This window comes from Legionella qingyii, from assembly GCF_003990155.1.
Lineage (GTDB): Bacteria > Pseudomonadota > Gammaproteobacteria > Legionellales > Legionellaceae > Legionella > Legionella qingyii.
On the sequence record NZ_RZGX01000031.1, the window covers coordinates 1 to 25,174 of the forward strand.

Below are 25,174 nucleotides of genomic sequence, written 5' to 3' on the forward strand. Positions count from 1 at the left end.
TCTGTTTTATCAGAGCAATCTGTTTTATCAGAGCAGTCTGTTTTATCAGAGCAGTCTGTTTTATCAGAGCAGTCTGTTTTATCAGAGCAGTCTGTTTTATCAGAGCAGTCTGTTTTAACTGAATTAAAACAAGAAGTTGAAGTAAATCAGATAAACTCTAAACAAAAATACAATTTAATTAAGGATAGAAATACAACTACAAGACAAATGGAAGAACCGAGTCTATTTAGAACGGTCCAATTAAATGGATTACAAACTCCAATTCATATGCAAACTCAAAAAGCTCAAAATATGAACGAAAATACTTTAACTCAAGAAGTGCAGCAATTAGATGAACCTGCTTTAATTGAAAATAAAGATGAAAATAATTTGTTACAAAATGAAGATATTATTTTCAATTCCGATTCTTACCGAATTATAAAAAGTGTTTCATCGGATCCTGCTCAGTCTGCTGAACACACTGAAGAGCCAGAGTGTATTCCCTCATCACGTGAAACACGTATGAAATCACCATTGGCTCCTAAAGTGAATTCCTGGGAGAGCAAAGAAGGAAAAAATGAGGAGGAGCAGGAGGCTTTATTGCAAGCCATAACAGGTGTAATAGAAAATCAAAAGGAGACAACGTTGCCAACTCAGCCAAAACCTGCGCCTCTCAGTGAACGTATTGATGAGATTAAATTACCATTAATGGTTAATGTATTGGCAAATGAGTTACGTACTACGCCTATGGAAAGTTCTGCTCGTACTTTCGATACAATTCCTCAATCTCTCACTATACCAGTTCAAATAGATAATCCTGAATGGTCAAACCAATTTTCAGAACATATTACCTGGCTTGGCCAGCAAGAAATTAAAGGCGCGGTAATTAAAATAAATCCTGAAGACTTAGGTCCGTTGGAAATCAATATTAAAGTAATAAACGATGTAGCTTCAGTCAATATAACGACACATAATCATCATGTCCGAGAAATTATTGATCAGTCGTTACCTAAACTACAGGCAATGATGGCTGAACAGGGCTTAAATTTATCAGAAGTGCAAATTGATTCTGATACCGGTTCACGTCAATTTTCACAACAGAATAATGGTAATCAGGCACATTTGACTCACGAAGAAGAAGTGGGTGTTACCCCCTTAAAGACCAAGAGGGTAATTAAAGGTTTGGTTGATTATTTTGCCTAAGAATTAATTCGCATAACACATTCGCTCAAGAATAAGCGCGAGTTATTTAATGGCAACTTCTTTTGCAACGAATTATATCTCCATTCCAGCGGTCAATGAGGCAGCTTTGGCTACAGCCATGCCCTATGTATCTCCAATCTGTCCAATAAAATCTTCTATGGTGACGGTGGTGATTGTATGGAGGCGGTCCATAATATGGAGATGGTCCATAATAGTCGCCGGAATGATATCCAACGAAATAAGCAAGCTGTTGGTATGACAGTTTTGAAGATGTCGTTTCTGCCTTAGCTAAATTGCTGTATAAGAAACCTGCGAGTATTGTAAAAGACAGAATAAGGAGCCGAAAAATCTTGTAGCTTTGAATGCTTACCTTTTCCATGTTGCAACTCCATATTATGTTGTTACATTAGGAATTATAGATTATAAATGATTTTTCTGGGTAACTTTTGGATACGATTTATGAAGGAAAAGATAATTCTAATTACTGGATGTTCCAGTGGAATTGGCTTTGATGCTGTTTTTAGTCTGAAGAAAAGAGGGCATAGGGTTATTGGTTCATGTAGAAAAATGGAAGATGTCCAAAAATTATTAGATAGGGGAGTAGAAGCCGTTCAACTGGATGTTTCGGATTCATCTTCAATTCAAAATGCATTCGCCGAAGTGTTGGTTAAAACAGAAGGGCGCTTGGATGTTTTGATTAATAACGCCGGATATGGCCAGGCAGGGGCTTTGGAAGATATTACACGCGATGTCTTACGCGCTCAATTTGAAACGAACGTTTTCGGACTGCTTGAACTCACTAATCGAGCTATTCCCGTCATGCGTAAACAGGGATATGGTCGTATTATCAATATAAGTTCGATTTTAGGCATAATCAGTATGCCTTTTCGCGGTGCTTATAATGCATCCAAGTATGCAGTAGAAGGTATAAGCGATACACTAAGATTGGAATTGAAATCTTCTGGTGTTGATGTGATAACGATAGAACCAGGTCCTATAGAAAGTCAGTTTCGGGCTAATTGTGTAGATAATTCATTAAATAACATTGATATGCAACATAGCTTTTTCAGCAAACAGTATGAACGGATGCTGACCTCTTTTAAGCAAAAGAAATCCGAATCTATTTTTACTCGAAAAACCGATGCAGTGATTAACAAATTGATTCATGCCATTGAATCTAAAAGACCTAATGCCAAATATCCAGTAACGTTCCCAGCTCATCTTATGATTTTTTTAAAATGGATTTTAAGCGTTAAAATGCTGGATAAATTCTTTTTGCGGGTTTCAAAAAATGAACTGTCCTAATTTTGATACTTAGAGGTTGGCGGCCGTGATAAAAATGGCATGGAATGATAACTTTTTAAAAAAAAAGAAGAAAAATTCAATTTTCTTTGCTAATATCTAAATGGGTTAAAAATCATTAACTATCAAGGAAGTAAAATTATGAAAAAATCAACAATAGCTGTCGCTGCTTTATTAACTGTATTAGCAGCTCCTGTAGTATCTGTTGCTTATGCAGATGATGCTTCTACTACTACTAGCACTTGCAAAGGCTGTAATGGTTGCAAAGGCTGTAAAGGTTGCAAAGGCTGCAAGGGTTGTAACGGTTGCAAAGGCTGCGGCGGTTGCTCTGGTAGCTAATCTGTAGTTTTGGTTTTATTAAGAGGTAGTTTTTACTACCTCTTCTTTTTTTCTTCCTATATGAAGTAAAGAAATATGATTACTCATTCTGAATTTACATTACCTCAACTTAGCAATTGGCATAAAAATATTTATTTGAAATACGCCAAACAAATTTTAGAAGCCCAACAAATAATGACGGCAAAAAAAGGTAAAAGCATTCTGCATTATACCTTACAAAGGAAACGACGTTTTGAACGAATGAGCCATTATCCTCGCGGAGACCGCATTGATCATAAAACTGGTGCTCAATATTTTTATCATTGCCATAGAGAAAATTATGAAAGTACAGAGCATGGACATTTTCATTGTTTTTTACGTTACAAACATATACCCAAAAGTATCAAACCAGCCCCTTTGGCAGATTGGGACAAATATATCGATAACCCTATGACCCATTTAATAGCAATTGGCATGAATCAACTGGGGCAACCAATACGCTTGTTCACAGTTAATCGGTGGGTTACTTCAGAAATTTGGTATAATGCGGAATATAGTGCACGCTTACTTAAACACTATAAAATGACTTTAAATGATGATCCTTACTGGCAAGTGCTGGATCGCTGGGTTGAAGGGATTTTGCATTTATTTAAACCACAAATTTTATGGTTACATCAAGAACGTGATAAAAAAATCATGCATCATCAGGCAAATAATAGTTCAATTGAGAACCCTTATCTAGATTATGATCTTGAGGAGCTTTCAGAGATTTCAATTGATTTAAAACAACAGATTGAATGGCTAATAAGTTAGTATAAACTATTTTACGAGGATTGATTTTTTTAAATCAATCTTTGTAGCGAATAAGACTCTGTAGACCTCAAATTCAAAAATCAAAATAATTAATCTGTACTATAATTTACATGCAAAATTATAAATTCTTGGAGCATTTGCATGTCATCCCACGCTAAAAATAGGACTGAAGAAGATCTCAATTCGATACATGAGTATTACATGGAAATTATCAATTCAATGCCCAATATTGTTTATTGGGTTGATACTGAATGTAATCTAAAGGGATGCAATAACAATTTTGTCAAACTGCTGGGACTCAATACACTCAAAGATTTCAAAGGCACTCCTTATCAAAAAATGGAAGAATTTGCTCATTGGGATAAGGAACGAATAGAAGAATTAAAACTAGAAGATATGAAAGTGATATTTTCGGGTGTTCCTCAGCATAACGTGGAGGAAAAAGCGATTGAAAACAATTCGGGTAAGACTTTTTACTTCCTATCATCACGTATATTAATGCGTAATCGCAATAAAAAAGTAATTGGATTGCTCGTGATTTTAAACGATATTACTTTAAGCAAAGAACTTGAAAAACATACTAACGTTTTACAAGAAGACAATCAAAAGACTCAACCTTTATTAAAAGAAGGTTATTTGCCTACTGTGCTCATGGTAGAAGATAATGTTATTGCACAAAACGTTGAAAAAGCACTACTAACTGCATTGCATTGTCAGGTTGATATAGCTGATTCTGCTGATAGTGCAATAAAATTATTTCAACCTGGAAAATATGATTTAGTGCTAATGGACATTGGATTAGAAGATTCTTCTGGCTATGTCGTTGCAAAACAATTACGTCAAAAAGAAAAGAATACACAACATCATGTACCTATAATTGCCTTAACTGGTTTTGAAGCAGATGTAGTAAAATACGATTGCCAGCATTATTTTATGGAGGGGGCAATCAGCAAACCTTTAACCTGTGAACAAGCCGAACAAATTATCAAACATTATGTATACCACATGGATGTTCCTGTACGCGGTTTGAAGACGACTTAGTATGCTGTTATCATGATCATTTTCGAAATGAACTTATTCTATGAGCAGTAATTCAACCGAAGCCAGTCGTATTTTATCTTTAGATGTTTTTCGTGGTCTTACTATGGCATTAATGGTTTTAGTCAACAGCCAGGGAACACGAATTTCATACCCCATACTAGAGCACGCTGAATGGAATGGATGCACTTTAGCTGATTTGGTGTTCCCTGCATTTTTATTTATAGTGGGAATTACTACCGTTATTAGTCTTAAAAGACACATAAAAGTGGAGAGTAATGCATTGCTTTATCGAAGCATTGTTACCCGTACGCTTCTTCTATTTTTATTTGGTATGTTTCTTAATGCTTTTCCATCACATTTTGATTTAGCAACCGTGCGTGTTTATGGTATTTTGCAACGCATCGCCATTTGTTACTTAGTCTGCGCTCTTCTCTATCTTAATACATCAGTTAGAACTCAAATTTTTATTTTTTGTGGCATTCTTATAAGTTATTGGTATTTTCTGACTCAAATTCCTATCCCTGTTCCTGGCATGGATCAGTTAAGTATGACAAGAAACTGGGCAGGCTTCATTGATACTATAATATTTTCCCCCGCACATTTATTATCGAAAACGTTTGATCCAGAGGGGCTTCTAAGTACTATCCCGGCGATTGCCACGACTCTATCTGGAGTTTTAGCTGGACACTTTTTGCTGACCGCCATCAATAAGCAAAAGAAAAGTATGATGATGATTTTGATGGGCATATTATCCCTGTTATTAGCTTGGATATGGAGTTATTACGTTCCTATTAATAAAAATTTATGGACAAGCTCATTTGTTTTATGGAGTAGCGGTTTTTCACTTATTGTTTTTGGTTTGTGTTTTTTTATTATTGATGTATTAGGTTATATAAAATGGTCATTGCCTTTTAAGATTTTTGGCATGAATGCATTATTTATTTTTATTTTTCATGTTGTTTTACTGAAAATTCAATCCATGTTTGTTTTTACCCTGCCTAATGGGTCACAAGACATTTTAAGAGTGGCAATTTCAGATTATTTATTTGGACGTTTTCGTCCAGAAAATGCGGGGCTATTTTACGCCTTACTCTTTCTTTTCTTAAATTTTTTAGTTGCTGCTTTTTTATATCGACGAAAAATATTTTTTAAAATTTAAACAATTATCAGACGGTTTCCAGTGACTTTGCTTGCTCTAGCATAGGATCTACATATTGTTCATCCTTTGGGAGTTGGTTATAATAACAGGTTAGATTAAACTGTCTGAAGTTAATGGAGTCGTTTTCGATGCCAATTTATGAATACCAATGTACAAGTTGTAATCATCATTTTGATTTGATGCAAAAAATCAGTGATGAGCCAGTTAAGCAGTGTCCTGTATGTTATAAAGATACAGTAATTAAGCTTATTTCAGCTGCAGGCTTTCAACTTAAGGGTACCGGTTGGTATGCTACTGATTTTAAAAATAAAAGCAGTAAACCACAGGAAGCCACTACTAAGAATGACGCCCCAGGTTCCACAGAGAAATCAAAAGATACTTCTTCATCTAAAAAAACTCAAGATGGTGATAAAAAGTGAAAACAATGTCATTAAGAAGCTATTTACTCGCTGGATTGGTAGTATGGCTACCCATACTAATAACCATAGGCGTATTGCGCTTTATTATTGACTTACTCGACAACACGGTTGCTTTAATTCCTAAGGCATATCAACCTGAGCAACTAATTGGACATTATATTCCGGGTTTGGGGGTTATCCTGTCGCTTGTGATTTTACTGGTTACAGGAGTAATTGCCACAAATTATTTTGGACAACGCTTAGTGGAGTGGGGAGAGTCCATTCTTATCAAGATACCTTTGGTCCGGTCAATTTATAAAACAGTAAAACAAGTAATTAATGCAGTATTATCTACAAACAGTGAAGCCTTTCGTAAAGTAGTGTTAATTGAATACCCACGTAAAGGATTATGGAGTATCGCCTTTCAAACAGGCGCAGGAAATACTGCAATAAATAATAAAACAAAAGATGAAATGATCTCTGTATTTATACCAACTACTCCCAACCCCACTTCAGGTTTTCTTATGATGATTCCCAGAAGTGATGTAATTGAGTTAGATATGAGTATTGATGAGGCACTAAAATTTATAATTTCTTTAGGAGTAATGCCGCCAGCATCAGAGGCTGCATTAGCAAACAATTTGTAAAAATTTATATAGGCGGTTTTATATGCGTACACACTACTGTTTGGGCGTCGATGAGTCAAGTTTAGGTAAAGAGGTTGTTGTATGTGGTTGGGTGCATCATCGTCGAGATCATGGTGGTGTGATATTTCTTGATGTTCGGGATAGCTCAGGTTTATTGCAAGTAGTCTATGAACCGGAAAATAAAATATCTTTTTCTGATGCAGAAAAATTACGTTCTGAATTTGTTGTCAGAGTAACGGGGATTGTACGAAAAAGACCAGAAGGAATGATTAATGAAGCAATGGCCACAGGTACAGTAGAAGTCCTTGGCACAAAGCTTGAGATTCTTAATCAATCACCGACACCACCATTTTTACCTGATGATTTCCAGGTCGTGAACGAAGATTTACGTTATAAGTATCGCTATATTGATTTGCGTCGTCCATCAATGAAACATAAACTTACGATACGTCATCAGTTAAACAGCTGTATTCGAAATTATCTCGATCAGTATGGTTTCCTTGATATAGAAACGCCAATGCTTACAAAAGCAACTCCAGAAGGGGCTAGGGATTATTTAGTTCCTTCTAGAGTACATCCAGGATCATTTTATGCCTTACCTCAATCACCACAGCTTTTTAAGCAACTATTAATGATTTCGGGGTTTGATAAATATTACCAGATTGTGCGTTGTTTTCGTGATGAGGATTTACGTGCTGATAGACAGCCTGAATTTACTCAGCTTGATATTGAAATGTCTTTTATTGATGAAGAAAGCATTTTAAATCTTATTGAAGGATTGTTAAAAACCGTATTTAAAAAAATTCTTAATGTAGAACTTCCCGAAAAGTTACGCAGAATGCCTTATGCAGAAGCAATGCGACGCTTTGGCAGTGATAAACCTGATTTACGTAATCCTTTAGAGTTGATTGATGTTGCGGATTTAGTAAAGGAGTGTGATTTTAAAGTATTTTCTACTGCAGCAAATGATTTAGAATCACGAGTGATTGCTTTACGATTACCTGGCGGATGCGATCTTAGTAGAAAAGATCTCGATGATTATGGTCGTTTTGTAGGTATTTATGGTGCAAAGGGTCTTGCTTACATTAAGGTAAATAATCTTGACGAGGGAATGGCAGGATTGCAATCACCTATTCTAAAGTTTCTCTCTGACGAAGCAGTACAAGCAATTTTGCAACGCACAGAGGCTAAAACAGGTGATGTCATTTTCTTTGGCTCTGATAAAAATCATATCGTCAATGAATCTATGGGGGCACTAAGAATAAAGCTAGGGCATGATAGAAAACTACTCAAGGAAGGGTGGGAGTTATTATGGGTTGTTGATTGGCCAATGTTTGAAAGAGATTATGAGAACAATAAATTAAATGCGATGCATCATCCATTTACTTCGCCTAAGGATCTATCACCCGAGAACTTACGAGCTAATCCAACAAACACATTAGCAAAAGCTTATGATATAGTAATCAATGGTTATGAAATCGGTGGAGGATCCATACGTATTCATCAATCGGATTTACAAAAAGCAGTTTTTGAATTGCTTGGAATTAATGAACAAGAAGCTCAGGAAAAGTTTGGCTTTTTACTGGATGCCTTGCAATATGGTGCGCCGCCACATGGTGGTATTGCTCTTGGTATCGATCGCCTAGCTATGTTGCTTACAGACTCTACATCAATTAGAGATGTTATTGCTTTTCCTAAAACACAAACAGCATCGTGCCTTTTAACGAGTGCGCCATCACCTACGGGTAACGCACAATTAAATGAATTGGGAATAAGACTTGCTCCGACTACACAGACTAAATAGTAAATTTGGTACATATTTAGCCAATCTCGTAAAAAAAGTGATTATCCCTGCGAAATCTGGGATCAACTCTCTAATTGGTGTAAAAGCTAATTTGAGGGTAGGTCCCTGTGCTCGTCAAACTAATATTTTCTTTGGAAAATTGAACTCATTAATGTTAAATCGTACATATTGGGGCTTTTTATTTTTTTTAGTTTGTTCTGTTTCCTTTGCTGCAACTGCATCAGTAAAAAAGCAGGTTACTTTTTCTGAATACTTAACTCAGGAAAAAATCCACTTAATAACCGCAATCCAGGATGCAAAAAAACCGATACAGCTCAAGAGTGAAAAAGAATTTGACGCCAAAATGAAACAGGTGTCGGCAATACGCTCTATGACTCGTGTTAAAATTGAAAGTTTAGAAAGTTTCCTCGAACATCAAAATAAAGAGCAAAACAATCTCAATCAGCGTTTAAAGCAGCTTCAGCAGATGCCTCTCGATAAAGAGAATACCTCCATTCCCGAACGTGTAGAGAAAGTTGAAAATTTAATCAATATTAACAAGCAAACAACCGAGCTTATTACTGAAAATTTAAAACTTGCAAAAGAATATCAATCTTCTCTAGATGATGAGATAAAACATTTGGAATCGTGGCATTCAAACTTTGTACTTGAACAAAAACTAGTACAAATCAAGTCGCTAAAAGAGCAACTCAATAAACGCTTAAGTGTACTTTATGAAAGCAACCTGAATAATCATTCAGATAAGCGTTCTAAGTCATCAACAAAACTTTTAGAAGCAGATTACGAAGCAATGTTATTGATTAACAATCAAAATATTGCAGCAATTCAAAATCATTTAAATGCTTTAAATATACAAAAGGCTGTGGTTAAAGCAGACATGGTCTACCTTAAGAATCCAGATACAAAAAATTTACAACTTATTACTGAGATTTATAAGGACGCATTAAATCAATACGCAAAGATTGAAAAAACAATACAACACATAGAAAATTTTCTGGATAAGGAAACAAAACTTGTTGCCGCGCCAACGTTAAAGAAATCGATAAGTTCCTTGCAATCTAATTTAGCGCAGCAGCTTAAAGAGGCGAATGTACAAAAACAACTTTTATTTAAGAACTTATCTGATTATCAAACTCAGCTCAAAACACTCATGTCTTCACGACAAACTCTTGCCAATTATAGTTTTAGCAGCTGGCCAATTATTCTTAAAAAAATAGGAGCAATTCCTGGACTATTTTATAAATACCTAAGAACATTGAGCTTAAAAGTTTATGATAGCTATTTGTGGTTAAGTACTTTATCCATGGTTCTTTTGTGGGGTGGATTTGTGCTGACCATAGGTTTTTTCTTTATGATAAGCCGTATCTTAAAGATGATTCGGAGAGATAAAGAGCGATCCCGTTTAACAGGTTACCTATATGATGGTGTTTTAGTTCTAATACAAAGAAATATACCGTATTTTTGCATTGTTTCCATGCTCTGGTCATTACTTTACATAACGCATATTTCTTTTTCCAATTACCAATTATTATTTCAATTAATTGCAGTATGGTTCACTTTTAAAATATTAATCTTAATAGCACGCTTAGTGTTATTAGAACGAATCACTGACTCATCAGGTAAGGATGTCAAACTCTATTACCGTATAAAATGGCTATTACTATTCGGCGGGTGGACCACCGCTTTAATGACTATTGGCCATTTATTACCCTTATCGATACTTCTTCAAGACATATTTAATCGCTTATTTATGCTCTTTATTTTAACCGTATCTCTGGTTACATGGAAAAGTAAAGATGTTATTCCTTATCTTTTGCGCCCATTGTTTAAGAGTCAAAAACGATATGTTAGTAATGCTATTTCTTTATTAGTTATTTTAGTACCCATTACATTATTAACTACGGGCGTAATAGGATTATTAGGATTTATCGGCTTAGCATGGAGTCTGAGTCAATATTTGGCTTATGCATTACTTGTATTAGTAGGATATATTATTGCCAGAGGTTTGTTGTTCGATGCGCTCGAATTGTTTTCTGAGTTGATGATTTCTTCATTACGTAATGGATGGCTATGGGTAGAAGTCTTTTTAAAGCCTTTAGACAATATTTTACGTATTTTATTACTATTAGCGAGCATTCATGTTCTATTCCAATTATTTGGTTGGAATTCCGATTCATTAGTTATGATCAATTTAGGTAAATTTGCTCAATATACTATTGTAAATATCCCAGGAATCCACGTTACTGTTACAAGCACTATAGAATTTTTTATTCTACTTGCAGTTTGTGTTTGGGCCTCAAAATGGACGCGCGAATTTTGTTATCGTTGGTTGTATAAAAATGCCAAAGATGCAGGAATACGTAATAGTCTTTCAGTTTTTACTCAGTACGCTGTTATTCTCTTAGGTGGTTTTGTTTCCCTCCATGTACTTGGATTTGATTTTAGTGGTATGTCAATGATTATTGGTGGTCTTGCCGTGGGTATGGGATTTGGCTTACGTGATTTTGCAAGTAATGTTGTAGGCGGTCTTATGTTGCTTGTTGAAAGACCTGTGCGTGAGGGGGATTTGGTAACTATTGGTGAGCATGAAGGACGTGTTGCCCATATTGGCATTCGTTCTATGAGAGTTTGCTCCTGGGACAATATGGAAGTTCTGATCCCTAACGCAGAAACGTTTAACAAACCATTTACTAACTGGACACACCAAGACGGCATTGTCAGAACAGTTATTCCGATAAAAGTTAGTCGCTCTGATGATCCAGTGATGATCCAACAACTGATACAAGATGTCCTGGCTACTACTCCAGAAATTGTTGGAGATCCTCCAGCTCAAGTTTTTCTTAAGAAAATTGATGAAGCATTACTTGAATTTGAAGCTCGATATTTCATTAATGTTCAAATTCACACCCGTTTTGAGGTACGATCTAAAGTATTGTTCGCTATTATGACTCAGTTCAAAGCCGCCAATATTAGACCTCCAATTGAACCACTCGCTATCGAGATTAAAGAAGGACATAGTGACCTCACTACCAAAAAACAGACCACCGAAAACTGAAGTTGAATTGCTTGAGCGTTGCAATTGTATTGCGGGCCTAAGTTTTGCCCAATTAGGGTTGAGTTTAGGGCTATTTATCCCTGCTCATCCTAATCAACGAAAAGGTTGGGTTGGGCAAGCGATTGAGTTGGCCTTGGGCACTGATGCTCAGAATAAATCATTACCCGATTTTCAGGCTTTAGGTGTAGAGTTAAAAACATTGCCTCTAAATAAATCCGGAAGACCTACAGAATCGACATTTATTACTTCTATTCCATTGCTTACCATTCACCAACAGCAATGGAAGTCATCTCAATGCTATGCAAAATTAAGACGAATTTTATGGGTTCCAGTAGAAGGGGATACGGATATTCCTTATTCACAGAGAAGAATTGGGCAGGGTTTTTTATGGTCACCCGATGAAACAGAGGAGCGTATTTTAGCAGAAGATTGGAATTATCTATCATTTCAAATCAGTAGCGGACATCTTGAGACACTCGATGCAAAGTCAGGTGAGTATTTGCAGGTGAGACCTAAGGCAGCCAATGGCAAATCATTATGTTACGGTTATGATATCTATGGAAATAAAATTAAAACATTACCTCGTGGATTCTATTTAAGAAGCAGTTTTACCGCAAAAATTTTATCATGTTCCATGGAGTAAAGTGCAATTAATTTATAATTCAATGATACAGCAAAACAATACATTAAATAATAAACATTTTTTAGACAGAATATAGATCACTAAACCTTTTAAAACTACTCAGTTTTTAAAACCTATAATCTAGTTTTCTCAATTGGATCAAAACAGGTGACAATATTTTGATTAGTCTTCTATTTTTGCAGTTTTCTTTTTGCCGCGGATCTTATGGGTTCTTCAATTAAATTGTAAAGTAGATGAGCAAATATTATTGTTAGAGCAATATAAGACAAAAAAAGAGTTACTTGAAGAATTAAGCCTGGCTGCCCAATTATGTTTTTGGTTATTTGATTGAAAATCATTAAAATTATATAATGCGTCAGATAAATAGAATAAGAAATCTTGCCAAGATATAACATTGTGCGGTTGGCGAAGAGCTTTGTTGTTATTGGTCCTGTTTTACTTAAACCATAAACAAGAAAAGTAAACATAATTATAATCACTCCATCAAAGATGGAGGCAATCGATAAAATACAAAGTATTACCATAGAAATAAATGAAATTAGAACCATATAATCTGCTGTATAAGATGGGGCTGATTGCCGATTAATATTAAATAAACAGCAACCTACTAAAAACTCTGAACTAACTCTAATAAGAGTCAAGTTCCATGAAAGCATGAATTGATTAGCATCATTTAAAATGATGGCTAAATAAAAGAGGACCAAATAAACACATGCGATAAGAACTAAATGCGATTTTGCAGATTTTAATTTACCAAGAAAGAAGGCTATAAAAGGAAAACATAAATAGGCAAACCATTCGGAACTCACAGACCATGAGGGTATATTCCAACCATCACTCGCATTAAATCCCCATCCATTTAATAAAAAGAAACTATAGAAGAACTTTGACAATGAAAATTGATCGAAAGGTGAATGGTATTGAAATAAAAATCGTGAACCACAAACTATAGGTATTAAAGATAAGAGCGTTGTAAGATGTGTAGGATAAATTCTTGAGAGACGTAATAACAGGAAATTTTTAAATCTGTAAAGATGAAAAGTTTTAAATTCATCTTGATGAACATAAGATATAATAAAACCACTGAGAATAAAGAATAAGTCAACACCTAGCCAACCCTTGTGGATAAAGTTATTTATAAATATATGATTCGATAGAAATGGATATGAAGATAAAGCATGGTGCAGTAAAACCCATAAGGCAGCAAATCCTCTGATACCGGTTAACGCTATTATATTCTGACGCATTTTTCCATTTTGATTATATTATTCGTAGAGCGTTCTAATATATTATTAAGTTTAGACTATTTATTTTTTTATGGTTAAAGAATGTATTAAAGTAGGTGGACACTCATATCCAGTGGAAACCATTCGAAGATGTTATACGGATAGAGTAAGAAATTGCTTCAATTTGTATAGTCCATTAGCAGAGTCATGGCAGCTCTATAATAATTCAAATACAGTAGTTTTTCTCTTGTAATTAACGAGTAGGATCAATTAAGTAGAGAATTTCGCGGGCATCATTAAAAAAATCAAATTTATCAATTGATTATGGAAAAAGCGTGATTGCCACATACCCCATAAACAACCCCACCATGTGTTTGTTCGGTATGAGCTAACCCACATTTTTGCGAAGTTAATATTTAACTTTGAGGTTTAATTGAAATGAGCGAACCCGGATTACTTTTCAGTATCCGGGTAACAAACATATTTTCTTTATTCCGATTTAGAGTGTCCAAAAGTGAGTACCGAAGGCAACATGTCTCTTATCTGATCGACAGGTTGTTTTACTTTCGCCATTAAAAGTTCTCTGAAATGAACATCAGTTGCGAAATAACGAATTGCTCCCTCTACACCTTTATATACACCTACATCAAGTTCGCGTCGCTCTACACTCGCTTTTAAATCTTGAAGACGATTGAGATCGACGTCGGGTTTAGACGATGAAAAAAGAGAATAAGCATTGTAGAAACTACTCCAAATAGAGGTTTTGGTTTCTTCAGTTGCAGTTACTTTTTTCCAAACCAACATAAACTCAGTAGAACACAACGGAGCCATTAATTTAATCATGCGTTGAATGTCAGGATTAGAGAGTATGCTTGTATTATCCATTCCATCATATTCAGCCTGATTTTTCTTCAAACACCAGTTATAAATGGTTTTCATTTCATCAAGTTGGCTATGAAAATCGGAAAGACTAAAATTTTGGAGAATATAGCCAGCAGCACCACAGTAAAGAAACATGCTTAGAAAGTAATTTGCAAACTCAGGAATTGGCAAAAGAAAACCTGCAAGCCAAGATCCTCCCCAAGCTGTTAGCCCGGTACTCATTCCTTGGAAAAGATACATTAGATTCGCATTATACTCAAAGTCATTAATGTATTTTCTAAGTGCTGTTTGCTGTTCATCGTCATTTAAGTTGTACGGTCTTGAAGTTAATGATTTTAAAGCTTCCGCACGTTCTTTTTTTGATTTTTCAACAGCGGTCATTCCATCAACAGTAAGTGTGCCCACAATACTCTCCTTGAATAAAATTACAATGAAAACCCTATTCATCCTACCCGAAAAAACATAAGTTGTACCATTGCTTTTTTATAAAAAATCTATTTGTTAAAATATTTTTATCAGTTAAGAATCAATATAAATCTTATAAAAGCAGAGGTTAATTTTAAAGAAAGCGTTTCTGCACTGGTATTTGATGATAATGAGGCACTATAAAATGATGTTTTTGAATACTAAATGTACTGAGTCGATTTTATTTGACAAATCAATTAATTATAACTAATCTTGAATTGTGCAATGCAACATAAGGAGATGCTAATGAAAAATGAATTTTTTGATCAAAAATTTTTTAACAATTTTGACGCTCCGATGAAAAAACTTATGGAGCTCAACGTTAAAATGATGCAAAACTTATCTTTAATGAAGCCAATGGATTTATCGAGCATAAAAAGACCAGAGGATTATTTTGAAAAAAATATCGAACTTTTTATGCAAAATAGTCATATGACTCTAAATTATATGCGAGATATGTTTAATATTCTTGAAAGTCATTGGTTAAATGTCTCTCGTAATTTAGATCAAAACACTAAAAAAATGATGAGTGAAGTTTCTGCAACCATGGAACAAAGCACTAAAAAGGCATCAGCCGCTGCTAAGTCTACTGCCAAAAAAGTTTCTTCATCTGTTAAAAAAGCTTCTTCGCCTGCAAAAAAAGGAGCGCCAACGGCTCAAAAAGCTTCATCACCAGTAAATAAAGTAAGTGAAAAAAAGAATACTAAGATCACAAGTAAGACAACTTCTAGCTTAAAAACAAAACAGGAAGCTAAAAGCACAACTCCAAAATCAACTGTAATACCCAAAGAACCCATGGCTCAAAATGCGACAAAGGGCAATATAATAGCTGAAAAAAATATGCCCAAGCTAAATAACCTGACTGAAAAAAGCAATCCTAATATCCAAAATTTGGGTAAAAGCAATCCCATAACGAATCAATAGGAATAAAAGAGCTCTATCCTTATAGTAAGAGCTCTTTTATATAATTACTTAATCTGGCTGAAATGGTCATTGGGCGCTGAGATCTTCATTCGATGGCTCTAAAAGAGGATGGTTCGGTTTACGTTTTAGGTTGTAATGATGAGGAACAATTTGGCCTTGATGATACAAACAAACGAGAAAAACCAAATAAAATTTAAGGATTACCGTCAAAGCTTTTACATTGGGTCATATGTCTTCATTAACTTCACACCAACCATATTCGGGTTTTACCGCATATCCAGCCCAAACTGGCAATGAACTAAATATGCTTAAAAAAATTTTAGTTAAACTCAAATTGGAAACTTGATTCTTGAACTGTTTTGCTTCCAGCACCTTGAGAATCAGGATTTGAGCTGCCAAATAATGTTTGAGGTGTAGATAGAAGAAGTGTCGCCAATTTTGATTCATTCAGCTTCATTTCTTCCTCGGTAATAGATGAGTCCTCAGGTGCAAATTTCTTAGTTTGGCTAAGAGCTTCTTCAGCCTCCTCCCATTTTTTCTCTAATCTATAAGTGCAAGCAATATTTAACCAAGCATCCGCAATTTCTTGTTTATCTTCTGTTTTTTCCAAGATGGACGAAAAGTACTTTCTTGCCTCAGGGAAACAATCCTGTTTAAAAAGTGACATTCCAATTTGATTAATGACAATAAGGTGTTCTGGATCAAGATGGATTGCTTCTAAATAAGTTTCTTGTGCATTTTTATAATCTTTATTTTTATACAAATGATGGCCATATTGCGCTAAACATTCTGTAAGGTTAGATAAAATAATATTTCTTAATGCTAAGTCTTGTTCATGACATACTGATAATGCTTTTCGGTAATATTGTATTGCATAACTAAAATTGCTAGCTATATTTTTTTGTACAGCCCCCTCATTTTCAACGGCTCTTCCAAGAACTTCGATGTATTGTTCATACCAACTGGCTACAGTTTGCAAAAATACAGGGTTGTCACTAGATAGTTCCAAGGCTTTTTTGATAAAAAACAGCGCACCTTTAAAAAGTTTATCGCTGTTTGCCAGATCTGTTTCAAGATAATGCAGAGCAGATTTTATATAAAACAAACCCATGTTGTTCCAGGCAGAAGCTCCAGATGGATAAATCTTAGTTGCCGTTTCGTAACATCTTAGTGCAGCAGCATCCTTGTTTTCCGCTTCATAACACTGGCCTAATAAATCGAATGCATAAGAAACATTGGCTACTTCATCTGAATTATTTTGTCTTAATTCAATAAATTTTTTTAAAGGAGAAATAGCCTGGTGCTTTTCATCACAAAAAAAATAACATTTCCCCAAATAAAAATAACTTTCTGCTGCTTCTGGATTTTTTTCAATTTCTTGAAGAAAAAAATCTTTAGCTATTCCATAATTATTTTCATCAAATGCTTTTACTCCATCTATATGGAACGAATTAAACATATTCAATCCTATTTCTCACTAAAATTGCTCATAATTTTATCATAGGAGATAACTTAGTTATATAAGATTTAAGAGATAAGTACTTTCCATAACCTAGATGTGCGGAGATTATTTTTTGTATTGGTACTCCTAATTGATAAAGATGGAGAATCTTTTCTTTATCTTTATCTTTATCATACATCGATGCTTGGATAACACCTTTGGGTTTTCCCAGCTTTATTCCTTTTGCCACGCGTGCACGGAGCCCCTCTTTTGTTCGCTCTGAAATAAAATCTCTTTCTAATTCAGCAAGCATGGAAAAAATGGTGATTAGAACTTTATTAGCTACATTATTTTTAGCCGCTGGATTTAAATCAAGATTTTGTTTAATTAAAATTAACCTTGCTTGCTTCTCTTGCGTAATCATTTCTATTGTATTAAGTGTTTCTTTAATAGAGCGTCCAAGACGAGATAATTCAGAAGCAAGAACTAGGAAAATTATCCACCTGAACCAAAGCTGGATGAATTTACAAAACAAGCACTCGATGAGATGAATGCACAAAACCATTATCAGATCCTGGAAGATTTATCCCTTAAATTACAGAACAGAGTGGCTGATATTTTGCGCAATATTGCTTTTGATATACCTGAAAATCAAGATATTCCTGCCATTTTGGTGGCCATCAAACACTATCAGGCTAAAACAGGTAATGTGGCGAAAGAGGCGCCCGACAGCTTTTTATCTGAAAAAGAGCAGGCAGCACTCTATTCCAGTGAGGGTAAATTCAGGGTATCCCTTCGAGAAGCAGACTATGTCGCCGATGGGTTATTACATAATCTTTCGATCAAGAGCACAATCCATTCCACTGATACACATGGTTATTCTGAAGCAATTTTTGGGATATTGAACATGCTTGGGATTTATTTTGCACCCAGAATTAAAGGTCTCAAGAAATCCACCCTATTCCAGAAATACCTATGAAACCAAAGGATATAAAATACTCCCACATCGCTATATTGACACTGATTTAATTAAAACACATTGGGATGACATTTTGCGTTTGATGGTTACAATTAAACTTAAAGCCACAACGGCATCACAACTGTTCAAGCGTCTCAGTTCATATTCTAAACAACATCCATTGTACTGTGCTATAAAGGAGTTTGGACGGATTATTAAAAGTCTGTTTATTCTTCGATATATCGATGATGTGGAATTACGACAGGCTGTTGAAAAGCAATTAAATCGTGTTGAGCTATCGAATAAATTCTCAAATGCCATTTTGTTTGGTAACAACCAGGAAATTCAATACAGCAGCAAAGAGGAGTAAGGACATTATTGATATTGGTGTATATAATATCCTATAGATATTAAGAATTCAGGAACAGTGGAACCTTGTTCCTGAATTAAAGTTTCCCATTCTAGTTTATTCTTTATGACAATTTTCAAATTGTTTTTCCATTTTTTCTTCCATTTTTTTCATTTTATCTTGCAGTTCTGATTTTTGTTTAGGTTTAAGTACAGAAAAAATTTGATTTTTTGCGGTGATTTTGGCTTTCATCATATCACCAATAAGTTTAGTTTTTTTATCAATTAAACCATCTACTGTGGATTGATCCATGGTGGCTGATTCTGCTTGCTGATTGATTTGCTGACTTAAATCCTTCATTTGGTCAAAATCACTTTTCATCAATGTTTTAAGTTGATCTAAAATAGGTTTAATTTTAGCTTTTTGGCTGTCATCAAGTTTTAGTGATTCAACCATGCTTTTAAAACCCTTTCCACAATCTCCAGAATGAGCCAATACTACTGGGCTAAGTGCCAATGTAACCGTAAATACAGCAGTCTGTATGATTTTTTTATACATGATACGTTCCTTCCCTAGTTAATTGTTAAAATCATAAATTAGTATAGATGCTCTAAATTAATTTTTGTTATTTGGCTGAATAGTTTCTTTAATTCCAGATCTGAATAGACAAGAATCATTCCGAAGAGGTGATTGGGAGCATTGATTATGATCCATCACAGCCTAAGATTCGAATCAATTTCTATTGTTCCATGCGAATTCGTCACTCGGAGCATGCATAAGCCTTAATGCTAATTTAATTTTTAATCTATATTTATAAGAGGGTAGTGGAAGGGTATATTTTATGTCTAAAGAGTTAATTGAACTCAGTAAGGGGAATAGCGATCCATTATTGAAGCTTCTAAAATCAATCTCTAATAATGCTCAAGCGCATGCCCAACAGTATGCACTTCAGAAATCCGAAACAGTAACTCAGGATATGTACATCACGTTTCTCAAAAAAGAGCTGATTGATTATCATTCTCGCTTTAAACTTGATGATAAAGAAATTAAAAAATATTGCGATCTCCTTTTAAACGAGTTTCAATTTACGTCAAATGAGAATGAACGACTTTATACCGATGCACTGGCTTGGCTGTGGCAAGGGCTAAATATACAATCCACACAAACGGATCTTTCTCAAGAGACAAAAGAAAATATTGAATATTTAAATCAAATTAATCAACTTCGGACGCTTAGAAATGTATACGAAGAGTGTTTCAAAAAGCCACACGAAGATTATGCACAACATTTAAGTTCTGAGCTAGAAAAAGAATGCCAACAGTGGGGATTTAGTGATCACGAGCCCATACCTCAGACAGAAATAAATACGATGGTGCGTCAGATAAAAGGAGGCAAAGAAGTAACATTAAGTACGGATTTTCAAAATGGGGTATATGACAAAGTTCAGACAGCGAATATATTAAAGATAGTAAACAAAGCAAATTTGAATGCAAAAGTCTTGCAGGCTGGAGATAATAAACTCAATCTGCAAGGAATTACCGAAATTAACGCGCCAATTGATTATTACAAAATAAAACTTGAGGCATCAGCTAAATTATCTACTCCCGAATATCTAGCACAAATTAATGAAGACAGACACTCATCCGCCCAAAAAGTAATCAAAGGTTTTGAACTTTTTGTAAAATTTTTAGCCTCCCTTGTAACTCAATCTGGTCTGGGATTAGAAGATATTGCAAAAGAAATAGATAATCGAGAAAAGCGTGAAAAAATTTCAATTGGTGTAGAAAAATTCAAAGAAATAAAATCAAGTCTGAGTACCTTAAAATCCGAATGCACCACAGAGGTAGTGGACACTGATTTGAGCTCACAAGGTTTAACTGCAGGTAATAACTAATGACTATCGTCTTTCAACGTCTAAGAAATAATGTCCGGTATTGTTAATTTCCAGCTTAACTTTTTTCAAAAGTCATAAGAATAGGACAAGGTGAGGATCCGGTATCTCTACATTTTGCTACTAAGAGTGATAGGGTGTTACGAGCCGCTGATAACTCATCAATTTTTAAATTCAGTTGTTCAATACGCCTTTCAGCCATATCTCTTACATGTTCCCGATCATTTTTAGCATCAAACTCTAATAAATCTTTTATCTCTTTTAGAGTAAAGCCTGCTTTTTTAGCTAAAAGAATAAACCTTAAACGACTTATATCATTATCACCATAACGTTTTATTTTTGGGGCTCCAAGTTCTTTGGTACGTAATGGGACATGAAGCAGTCCTGTGCGTTGATAATAGCGTATGGTTTCAACTCCAACCCCACATAATTTAGCAAATTCACCGATTGTTTTATACATTACTTGACTCAGTACTATGGTACGTACTCTATATTACTATTTATAGACCATTAATCGTAGAGGATGAAAATGAATAATAATTCAATTAAAAAAGCGATTTTGTATCGCATGGTGATGGGGCATCATATTTGCCCTTATGGCCTTAAAGCCAGAGATTTATTAAGACGTCAAGGCTATGAGATAGAAGATCATAGGTTAACAACCCGTGAGCAAGTCGATACGTTTAAAAACAAACACAACGTAAAAACTACACCTCAAATTTTTATCAACGATGAGCGAATAGGTGGTTATGACGATTTACGGCATTACTTTGGAAAAAAAATAAGAGACTCAAAAGAAAAAAGTTATCGCCCCGTCATTGCACTTTTCGTAGTTACTGCATTAATGGCAATGGCAGTTAGTTACATGAGCTTTGGTAATCCGTTTACGCCACAAGTTATAGGTTGGTTTATTGCGTTTAGCATGGCGGTCCTTGCTTTATTAAAACTACAAAATATCGAAAGCTTCTCAACCATGTTTTTAAACTATGACCTTTTGGCTAAACGCTGGGTTCCTTACAGCTATATTTACCCATTTGCTGAAGGTTTAGCAGGGATATTAATGATTTCAGGCGCGTTGAATTGGCTTTCCATTCCGGTTGCCTTATTTATTGGGACTGTAGGTGCTCTTTCTGTGTTTAAAGCTGTTTATATCGACAAACGTGATCTTAAATGCGCCTGTGTAGGAGGTGACAGTAACGTACCTTTAAGATTTATTTCACTCACTGAAAATTTAATGATGATGGGCATGGCTTTATTCATGTTGATTAAGTAATTACACTATTGGGATGAAACATCGACTATTATCATATTCAGACTGTAATGGATGATGAGTACAAGGAGTTATTTTTCAAATTCGGGATTTTGCAGAGGACAATTTTAATGAGTTAAGCAGCGGGCGAGTGTTAAAATTAAATAATTCGGCCATACACTAAGTGTAAACCGCCACAATAGGCTCAATTTCTATTCAAAAAAAATTGAAGCCTATCAACTGAATCTTATAAGAGAAAAACAAGAAAACCTATAACTATATAACTCGCTAAATTTTACAGGCTTTTATTGTTTTCGTGGGGATGGTGATTCATTACTACCGAGAAGAGGGGATGAATCACCTATTCCAAATTTATTATTAGTATTAAAAAAACTTAGATTTCCAGCACTCAATGGAGTTCTAACTCCAATATTAGGAACAGAATTCAATAATAAAAACAATAAAAGAGAATCATCAACCGGTATTTGAACATAAGCCGACGGTCTATTATTCTGTGCTTGCAGTTGAGGAATTTGTTCTAATATTTCTTTTGTTTTGCTTAAGATCAAATTTGTCGAAAAATGACCGTCTAACCGTTGAAAATTTGGTGCAATGTTTTCAAATAGAGCACGTAATCTTCTTTCATTGTTAAGCTGAGTAAAAACTTGTTCAATATTAAAAGCACTTAATTCTTGGCCAATCATATTAATAATGGATAGTAATTTATTATTAACATCATGATGCTCCGTAGTATTATTAGCTGGCATCACACTATGAGCCCTTATTAAGACACTGAGACATTTATTAAGAACTTCAAGGCTAGCGACTGCTGTTCGCTCTCTTGTTTCTACCTTAGAAAATTGATTGGTTACTGCTTGGTATGCTAGTTGGCCAGCTACGGCTTGATATTCTTGCTTTTTCGCAGCGTCTAAGAAAGGTATTGCGGCTGCTGCACTTTCATAAACTTCACTAAAATAGTCAAAAGCATTCTCTATAGCTTTTTGCCGAACGCTTAACCTACTAGTTAACCGATTTTTATGTAGTTCATTAATATAAGCAAATGTTTCACGTTCAATAGCAGCTGAGTCAATGGATTGTATGCTGCCATCTGTAACTGTAATATGTCTCAACATACGTTCACAGCACTCTATTCCAGAGGTTACGCCATGAGCTAGACGATAATCAAAACCTTTTACGGCATCAAAGCCCACAATCACCGTAGGTAAGTTGTCAGATTCATGAATAACTTTATTTAATACATAAGGTATACTTTGGAAGCTTACAATCCTAGGTTTAACTCCATATTTTCTTGATGGCTTTAACTCAGTATAATCATTTATCATACCATCACTATAAATATCCAACAGCAACTGCATCCATTCTCGCTGCTGCTCTTGAGATAAATTAGGTGGTGCTTCCATATATAGGCATACTTTATCTTTAGACCTTTGAGAGTGAATATAAAATGTAGGAAATGCCTCATAAGTCCACCCTAATGCTCTTAATCTTTCTCTTAATTCGATATTCCTCTGCAATGAACTACGTTGGACATGAAGTGGTACAGCCTCTCCTTCTCGTGACACAAAAGAAATTAAAAAAGAATTATTAGGGATTAAGACGTGCCCTACTAAATGATGTGGAATAGGATTAATATCAATTAATGATTTTGTTTCAAAAACTAATCCTGAGTTTATTAATTGCTGATGAGCATTTACCGCTTGTGCTACAGACGCGTTTCGTCCCGAACAATCAAAAACATAATCGGCAGGATAAACACCTTGAGAAGCATCACTCTTACGAGTTATTACTGCTTTGGGTTGAGCTTCAGTTTGAGCTTGTAATCCAATAAATTCTTCATCAATAAATCGTACATTTAATTGACGCAAATGAGCATACATCACGCGCTCTAATTCTTTGATGTGATTTGCTTGTGAATGAGGCGTTTGGATGCCAGTGTTGCTAGTGACTAAATCAAATGTATTAGGATTCAAATGTCCAGGTCTTGTATAATGATTTTCCGGGCGTTTTTCTATAATAACTATATTCTCAGGCTTTACCCCTTTATTTATTAAACGGTTTGCCTCATATAAACCACCTAAACCTGCGCCAACAATTACGTGATTAGCCATAAAATAATGCTTTTATTTGTCATGATGTGTCCATAATTTACACTAATTGGCTTAAGTAATTATTAAGAGCTTAAAAAAAATATGAAATTACAGTTTGTGCTGGACAAAAATGAATATAAATTGTGTTGGCAAGAAGAAATTTAAAACCTCTAGATTCGGGCTTTGTGCTGGACAAAAAACGAATGTAAATAAGAAAGATCAGAAATAACTCACTGATTTACAATGCATTTAATATACTCAGCTTCGACCAAAAAGGAGCATATATGGCGTATATCAGTGAGTTGAGTAGGATTTTAAGCCAGAGATTAGATTGGCACAAGTCACGAATAGACTGTTTTGCACAAATGTTGTTAGCCTTATTTGTGGTGCGAAGCGTTAATTTAAGTGAAATTGCAGTGGCTATGAATGGTGATAAGGCGAGTATTGAATCACGCTATAAAAGGATATACGCTCTATTTTTTAATAAAGAACATAAAGTCTATTTAGCTATAGACCGAACGAATGGGTATTGGGGAAAAGCGAAGATCAACGTGTTAGAGAGTTCCCGAACAAAACCCTTATATCTTGGCTTGTAGCAGAGAAGATTCCTTTTTATTTACGGATTAAAGGTAACATAGATATTTGTGTGGGCAAGAAGAAATTTAAAACTTCAGCTCAGTTATTCAGCCACTTAGCACCATACCAGCAACAGGTATTTGGCATGAACGTTCAGGTGTTTGGTCAATCTCTTTATCTCGCAGGTAGCAAAAACTCTCGTGAAGACTTGATGATTGTTGTAACAAACCAGAATCCCAAGAATGCCATCGCTTGTTATTTGCGCCGTTGGGAAATAGAAACACTTTTTGCTGCATTAAAAACAAAGGGATGGCGATTTGAAGACACACGAATTATTGATCCTCAGCGTATAGAAAAACTCCTGGTTTTATTAGCCTTGGGGTTTGTCTGGGCCCATCGTATTGGTGAGTGGAAGGCAACTATTAAACCGATTCCTCTTAAAAAAATAAGGAATCAAAAAAGACCCAAAAACAGTTTTTTCCGATTGGGTTTAGATCATCTTAGAGATTTGCTAACCAATTCCAAAATTAAAATTAAATTGTTTTTAAATCTCTCAAATTGGATTTTGTTTGACCTTGAAAAAACTCTCTTCTAAAAAATTGTCCGGCACAAAGGATTCAGGACAGGGCGATTTCATCAAAGTTTAAGAATAGAACAGATTGATATGAGAATTCCCAGATGTTTATTGAATTTTAAATAGACACTTTAAATAAGAAGTGATAAAAATCAGGCACCTACGTTTC

General features: G+C 34.9%; 24 protein-coding genes and 1 pseudogene. 18 read left to right on the forward strand and 7 right to left on the reverse strand.

Annotation, left to right across the window (positions count from 1 at the left end; all coding sequences use genetic code 11):
* The 11 genes from ELY20_RS15990 to mutH all read left to right on the forward strand — a co-directional run.
* A partial coding sequence (locus tag ELY20_RS15990; RefSeq protein ID WP_148112581.1) for a flagellar hook-length control protein FliK occupies window positions 1–1,182 on the forward strand: 1,182 nt, incomplete at its 5' end.
* Window positions 1,183–1,641: 459 nt separating this feature from the next.
* A complete protein-coding gene (locus ELY20_RS16000) occupies window positions 1,642–2,487 on the forward strand; it encodes an SDR family NAD(P)-dependent oxidoreductase (protein WP_110144059.1) in 846 nt (281 codons plus the stop codon).
* 138 nt (window positions 2,488–2,625) lie between these two features.
* Complete coding sequence (locus ELY20_RS16005; RefSeq protein WP_110144060.1) at window positions 2,626–2,823, forward strand: hypothetical protein; 198 nt, start codon at window positions 2,626–2,628, stop codon at window positions 2,821–2,823.
* 75 nt (window positions 2,824–2,898) lie between these two features.
* Complete coding sequence (locus ELY20_RS16010) at window positions 2,899–3,615, forward strand: DUF6969 family protein (protein WP_110144061.1); 717 nt, start codon at window positions 2,899–2,901, stop codon at window positions 3,613–3,615.
* Window positions 3,616–3,756: 141 nt separating this feature from the next.
* On the forward strand, window positions 3,757–4,656 hold the full coding sequence (locus tag ELY20_RS16015; RefSeq protein ID WP_110144062.1) for a response regulator: 900 nt from the start codon (window positions 3,757–3,759) through the stop codon (window positions 4,654–4,656).
* Between the two features lie 40 nt (window positions 4,657–4,696).
* Window positions 4,697–5,815 carry an acyltransferase family protein gene (locus ELY20_RS16020; protein ID WP_110144063.1) on the forward strand — a complete coding sequence of 373 codons (1,119 nt, stop codon included), beginning with the start codon at window positions 4,697–4,699 and terminating at the stop codon, window positions 5,813–5,815.
* 128 nt (window positions 5,816–5,943) lie between these two features.
* A complete protein-coding gene (locus ELY20_RS16025; protein ID WP_110144064.1) occupies window positions 5,944–6,234 on the forward strand; it encodes an FmdB family zinc ribbon protein in 291 nt (96 codons plus the stop codon).
* On the forward strand, window positions 6,231–6,860 hold the full coding sequence (locus tag ELY20_RS16030; RefSeq protein ID WP_110144065.1) for a DUF502 domain-containing protein: 630 nt from the start codon (window positions 6,231–6,233) through the stop codon (window positions 6,858–6,860). The genes ELY20_RS16025 and ELY20_RS16030 overlap by 4 nt, the downstream gene beginning before the upstream one ends.
* A 22-nt stretch (window positions 6,861–6,882) precedes the next feature.
* Window positions 6,883–8,664, forward strand: a complete 1,782-nt coding sequence (gene aspS, locus ELY20_RS16035; protein ID WP_110144066.1) for an aspartate--tRNA ligase — start codon at window positions 6,883–6,885, stop codon at window positions 8,662–8,664.
* Between the two features lie 151 nt (window positions 8,665–8,815).
* On the forward strand, window positions 8,816–11,719 hold the full coding sequence (locus ELY20_RS16040) for a mechanosensitive ion channel domain-containing protein (protein ID WP_199742197.1): 2,904 nt from the start codon (window positions 8,816–8,818) through the stop codon (window positions 11,717–11,719).
* Window positions 11,682–12,362: a DNA mismatch repair endonuclease MutH gene (mutH, locus tag ELY20_RS16045; protein WP_110144068.1), complete on the forward strand. Its 681-nt coding sequence runs from the start codon at window positions 11,682–11,684 to the stop codon at window positions 12,360–12,362. Before ELY20_RS16040 ends, mutH begins: the two co-directional genes overlap by 38 nt.
* Before the next feature lie 170 nt (window positions 12,363–12,532).
* On the opposite strand, the gene ELY20_RS16050 is transcribed toward mutH, so the two are convergent.
* Together ELY20_RS16050 and ELY20_RS16055 are read right to left on the reverse strand one after the other, a co-directional pair.
* Entirely contained in the window at window positions 12,533–13,609 is a 1,077-nt protein-coding gene (locus ELY20_RS16050) for an acyltransferase family protein (protein ID WP_110144069.1), read from the reverse strand.
* 468 nt (window positions 13,610–14,077) lie between these two features.
* Window positions 14,078–14,875 (reverse strand): hypothetical protein, encoded by a 798-nt coding sequence (locus ELY20_RS16055; protein WP_110144070.1) that lies wholly within the window; start codon window positions 14,873–14,875, stop codon window positions 14,078–14,080.
* A 306-nt stretch (window positions 14,876–15,181) separates the two neighbouring features.
* On the opposite strand from ELY20_RS16055, the gene ELY20_RS16060 reads away from it, so the two are divergent.
* Window positions 15,182–15,859, forward strand: coding sequence for a hypothetical protein (locus ELY20_RS16060; protein WP_110144071.1), 678 nt, complete (start codon window positions 15,182–15,184; stop codon window positions 15,857–15,859).
* A gap of 92 nt (window positions 15,860–15,951) precedes the next feature.
* Window positions 15,952–16,056, forward strand: coding sequence for an RCC1-like domain-containing protein (locus ELY20_RS16065; protein ID WP_110144072.1), 105 nt, complete (start codon window positions 15,952–15,954; stop codon window positions 16,054–16,056).
* 122 nt (window positions 16,057–16,178) lie between these two features.
* Here ELY20_RS16065 and ELY20_RS16070 read toward each other — a convergent pair whose 3' ends face one another.
* Both ELY20_RS16070 and ELY20_RS16075 read right to left on the reverse strand, forming a co-directional pair.
* On the reverse strand, window positions 16,179–17,318 hold the full coding sequence (locus ELY20_RS16070; RefSeq protein ID WP_110144073.1) for a tetratricopeptide repeat protein: 1,140 nt from the start codon (window positions 17,316–17,318) through the stop codon (window positions 16,179–16,181).
* Window positions 17,319–17,346: 28 nt separating this feature from the next.
* Entirely contained in the window at window positions 17,347–17,865 is a 519-nt protein-coding gene (locus ELY20_RS16075) for a recombinase family protein (protein WP_233590631.1), read from the reverse strand.
* A gap of 165 nt (window positions 17,866–18,030) precedes the next feature.
* Between ELY20_RS16075 and ELY20_RS17105 the strand changes: the two are divergent.
* A pseudogene (locus tag ELY20_RS17105) lies at window positions 18,031–18,625 on the forward strand (Tn3 family transposase); the annotation flags it as partial.
* Window positions 18,626–18,724: 99 nt separating this feature from the next.
* Here ELY20_RS17105 and ELY20_RS16090 read toward each other — a convergent pair.
* Window positions 18,725–19,165 carry a Spy/CpxP family protein refolding chaperone gene (locus ELY20_RS16090; RefSeq protein ID WP_110144076.1) on the reverse strand — a complete coding sequence of 147 codons (441 nt, stop codon included), beginning with the start codon at window positions 19,163–19,165 and terminating at the stop codon, window positions 18,725–18,727.
* Between the two features lie 283 nt (window positions 19,166–19,448).
* On the opposite strand from ELY20_RS16090, the gene ELY20_RS16095 reads away from it, so the two are divergent.
* Window positions 19,449–20,501 carry a hypothetical protein gene (locus ELY20_RS16095; RefSeq protein ID WP_110144077.1) on the forward strand — a complete coding sequence of 351 codons (1,053 nt, stop codon included), beginning with the start codon at window positions 19,449–19,451 and terminating at the stop codon, window positions 20,499–20,501.
* A 55-nt stretch (window positions 20,502–20,556) separates the two neighbouring features.
* On the opposite strand, the gene ELY20_RS16100 is transcribed toward ELY20_RS16095, so the two are convergent.
* Entirely contained in the window at window positions 20,557–20,958 is a 402-nt protein-coding gene (locus tag ELY20_RS16100) for a MerR family transcriptional regulator (protein WP_110144078.1), read from the reverse strand.
* A 69-nt stretch (window positions 20,959–21,027) separates the two neighbouring features.
* Here ELY20_RS16100 and ELY20_RS16105 point away from each other — a divergent pair, with 69 nt between their 5' ends.
* Window positions 21,028–21,771: a MauE/DoxX family redox-associated membrane protein gene (locus tag ELY20_RS16105; protein WP_110144079.1), complete on the forward strand. Its 744-nt coding sequence runs from the start codon at window positions 21,028–21,030 to the stop codon at window positions 21,769–21,771.
* Window positions 21,772–22,052: 281 nt separating this feature from the next.
* On the opposite strand, the gene ELY20_RS16110 is transcribed toward ELY20_RS16105, so the two are convergent.
* A complete protein-coding gene (locus tag ELY20_RS16110) occupies window positions 22,053–23,876 on the reverse strand; it encodes an NAD(P)/FAD-dependent oxidoreductase (RefSeq protein ID WP_110144080.1) in 1,824 nt (607 codons plus the stop codon).
* A gap of 263 nt (window positions 23,877–24,139) precedes the next feature.
* Between ELY20_RS16110 and ELY20_RS17060 the strand changes: the two genes are divergently transcribed.
* Both ELY20_RS17060 and ELY20_RS17065 read left to right on the forward strand, forming a co-directional pair.
* On the forward strand, window positions 24,140–24,451 hold the full coding sequence (locus ELY20_RS17060; protein WP_110144081.1) for a hypothetical protein: 312 nt from the start codon (window positions 24,140–24,142) through the stop codon (window positions 24,449–24,451).
* Window positions 24,385–25,026, forward strand: a complete 642-nt coding sequence (locus ELY20_RS17065; protein ID WP_325049833.1) for a transposase — start codon at window positions 24,385–24,387, stop codon at window positions 25,024–25,026. The genes ELY20_RS17060 and ELY20_RS17065 overlap by 67 nt, the downstream gene beginning before the upstream one ends.
* The last annotated feature ends 148 nt before the right edge of the window (window positions 25,027–25,174 follow it).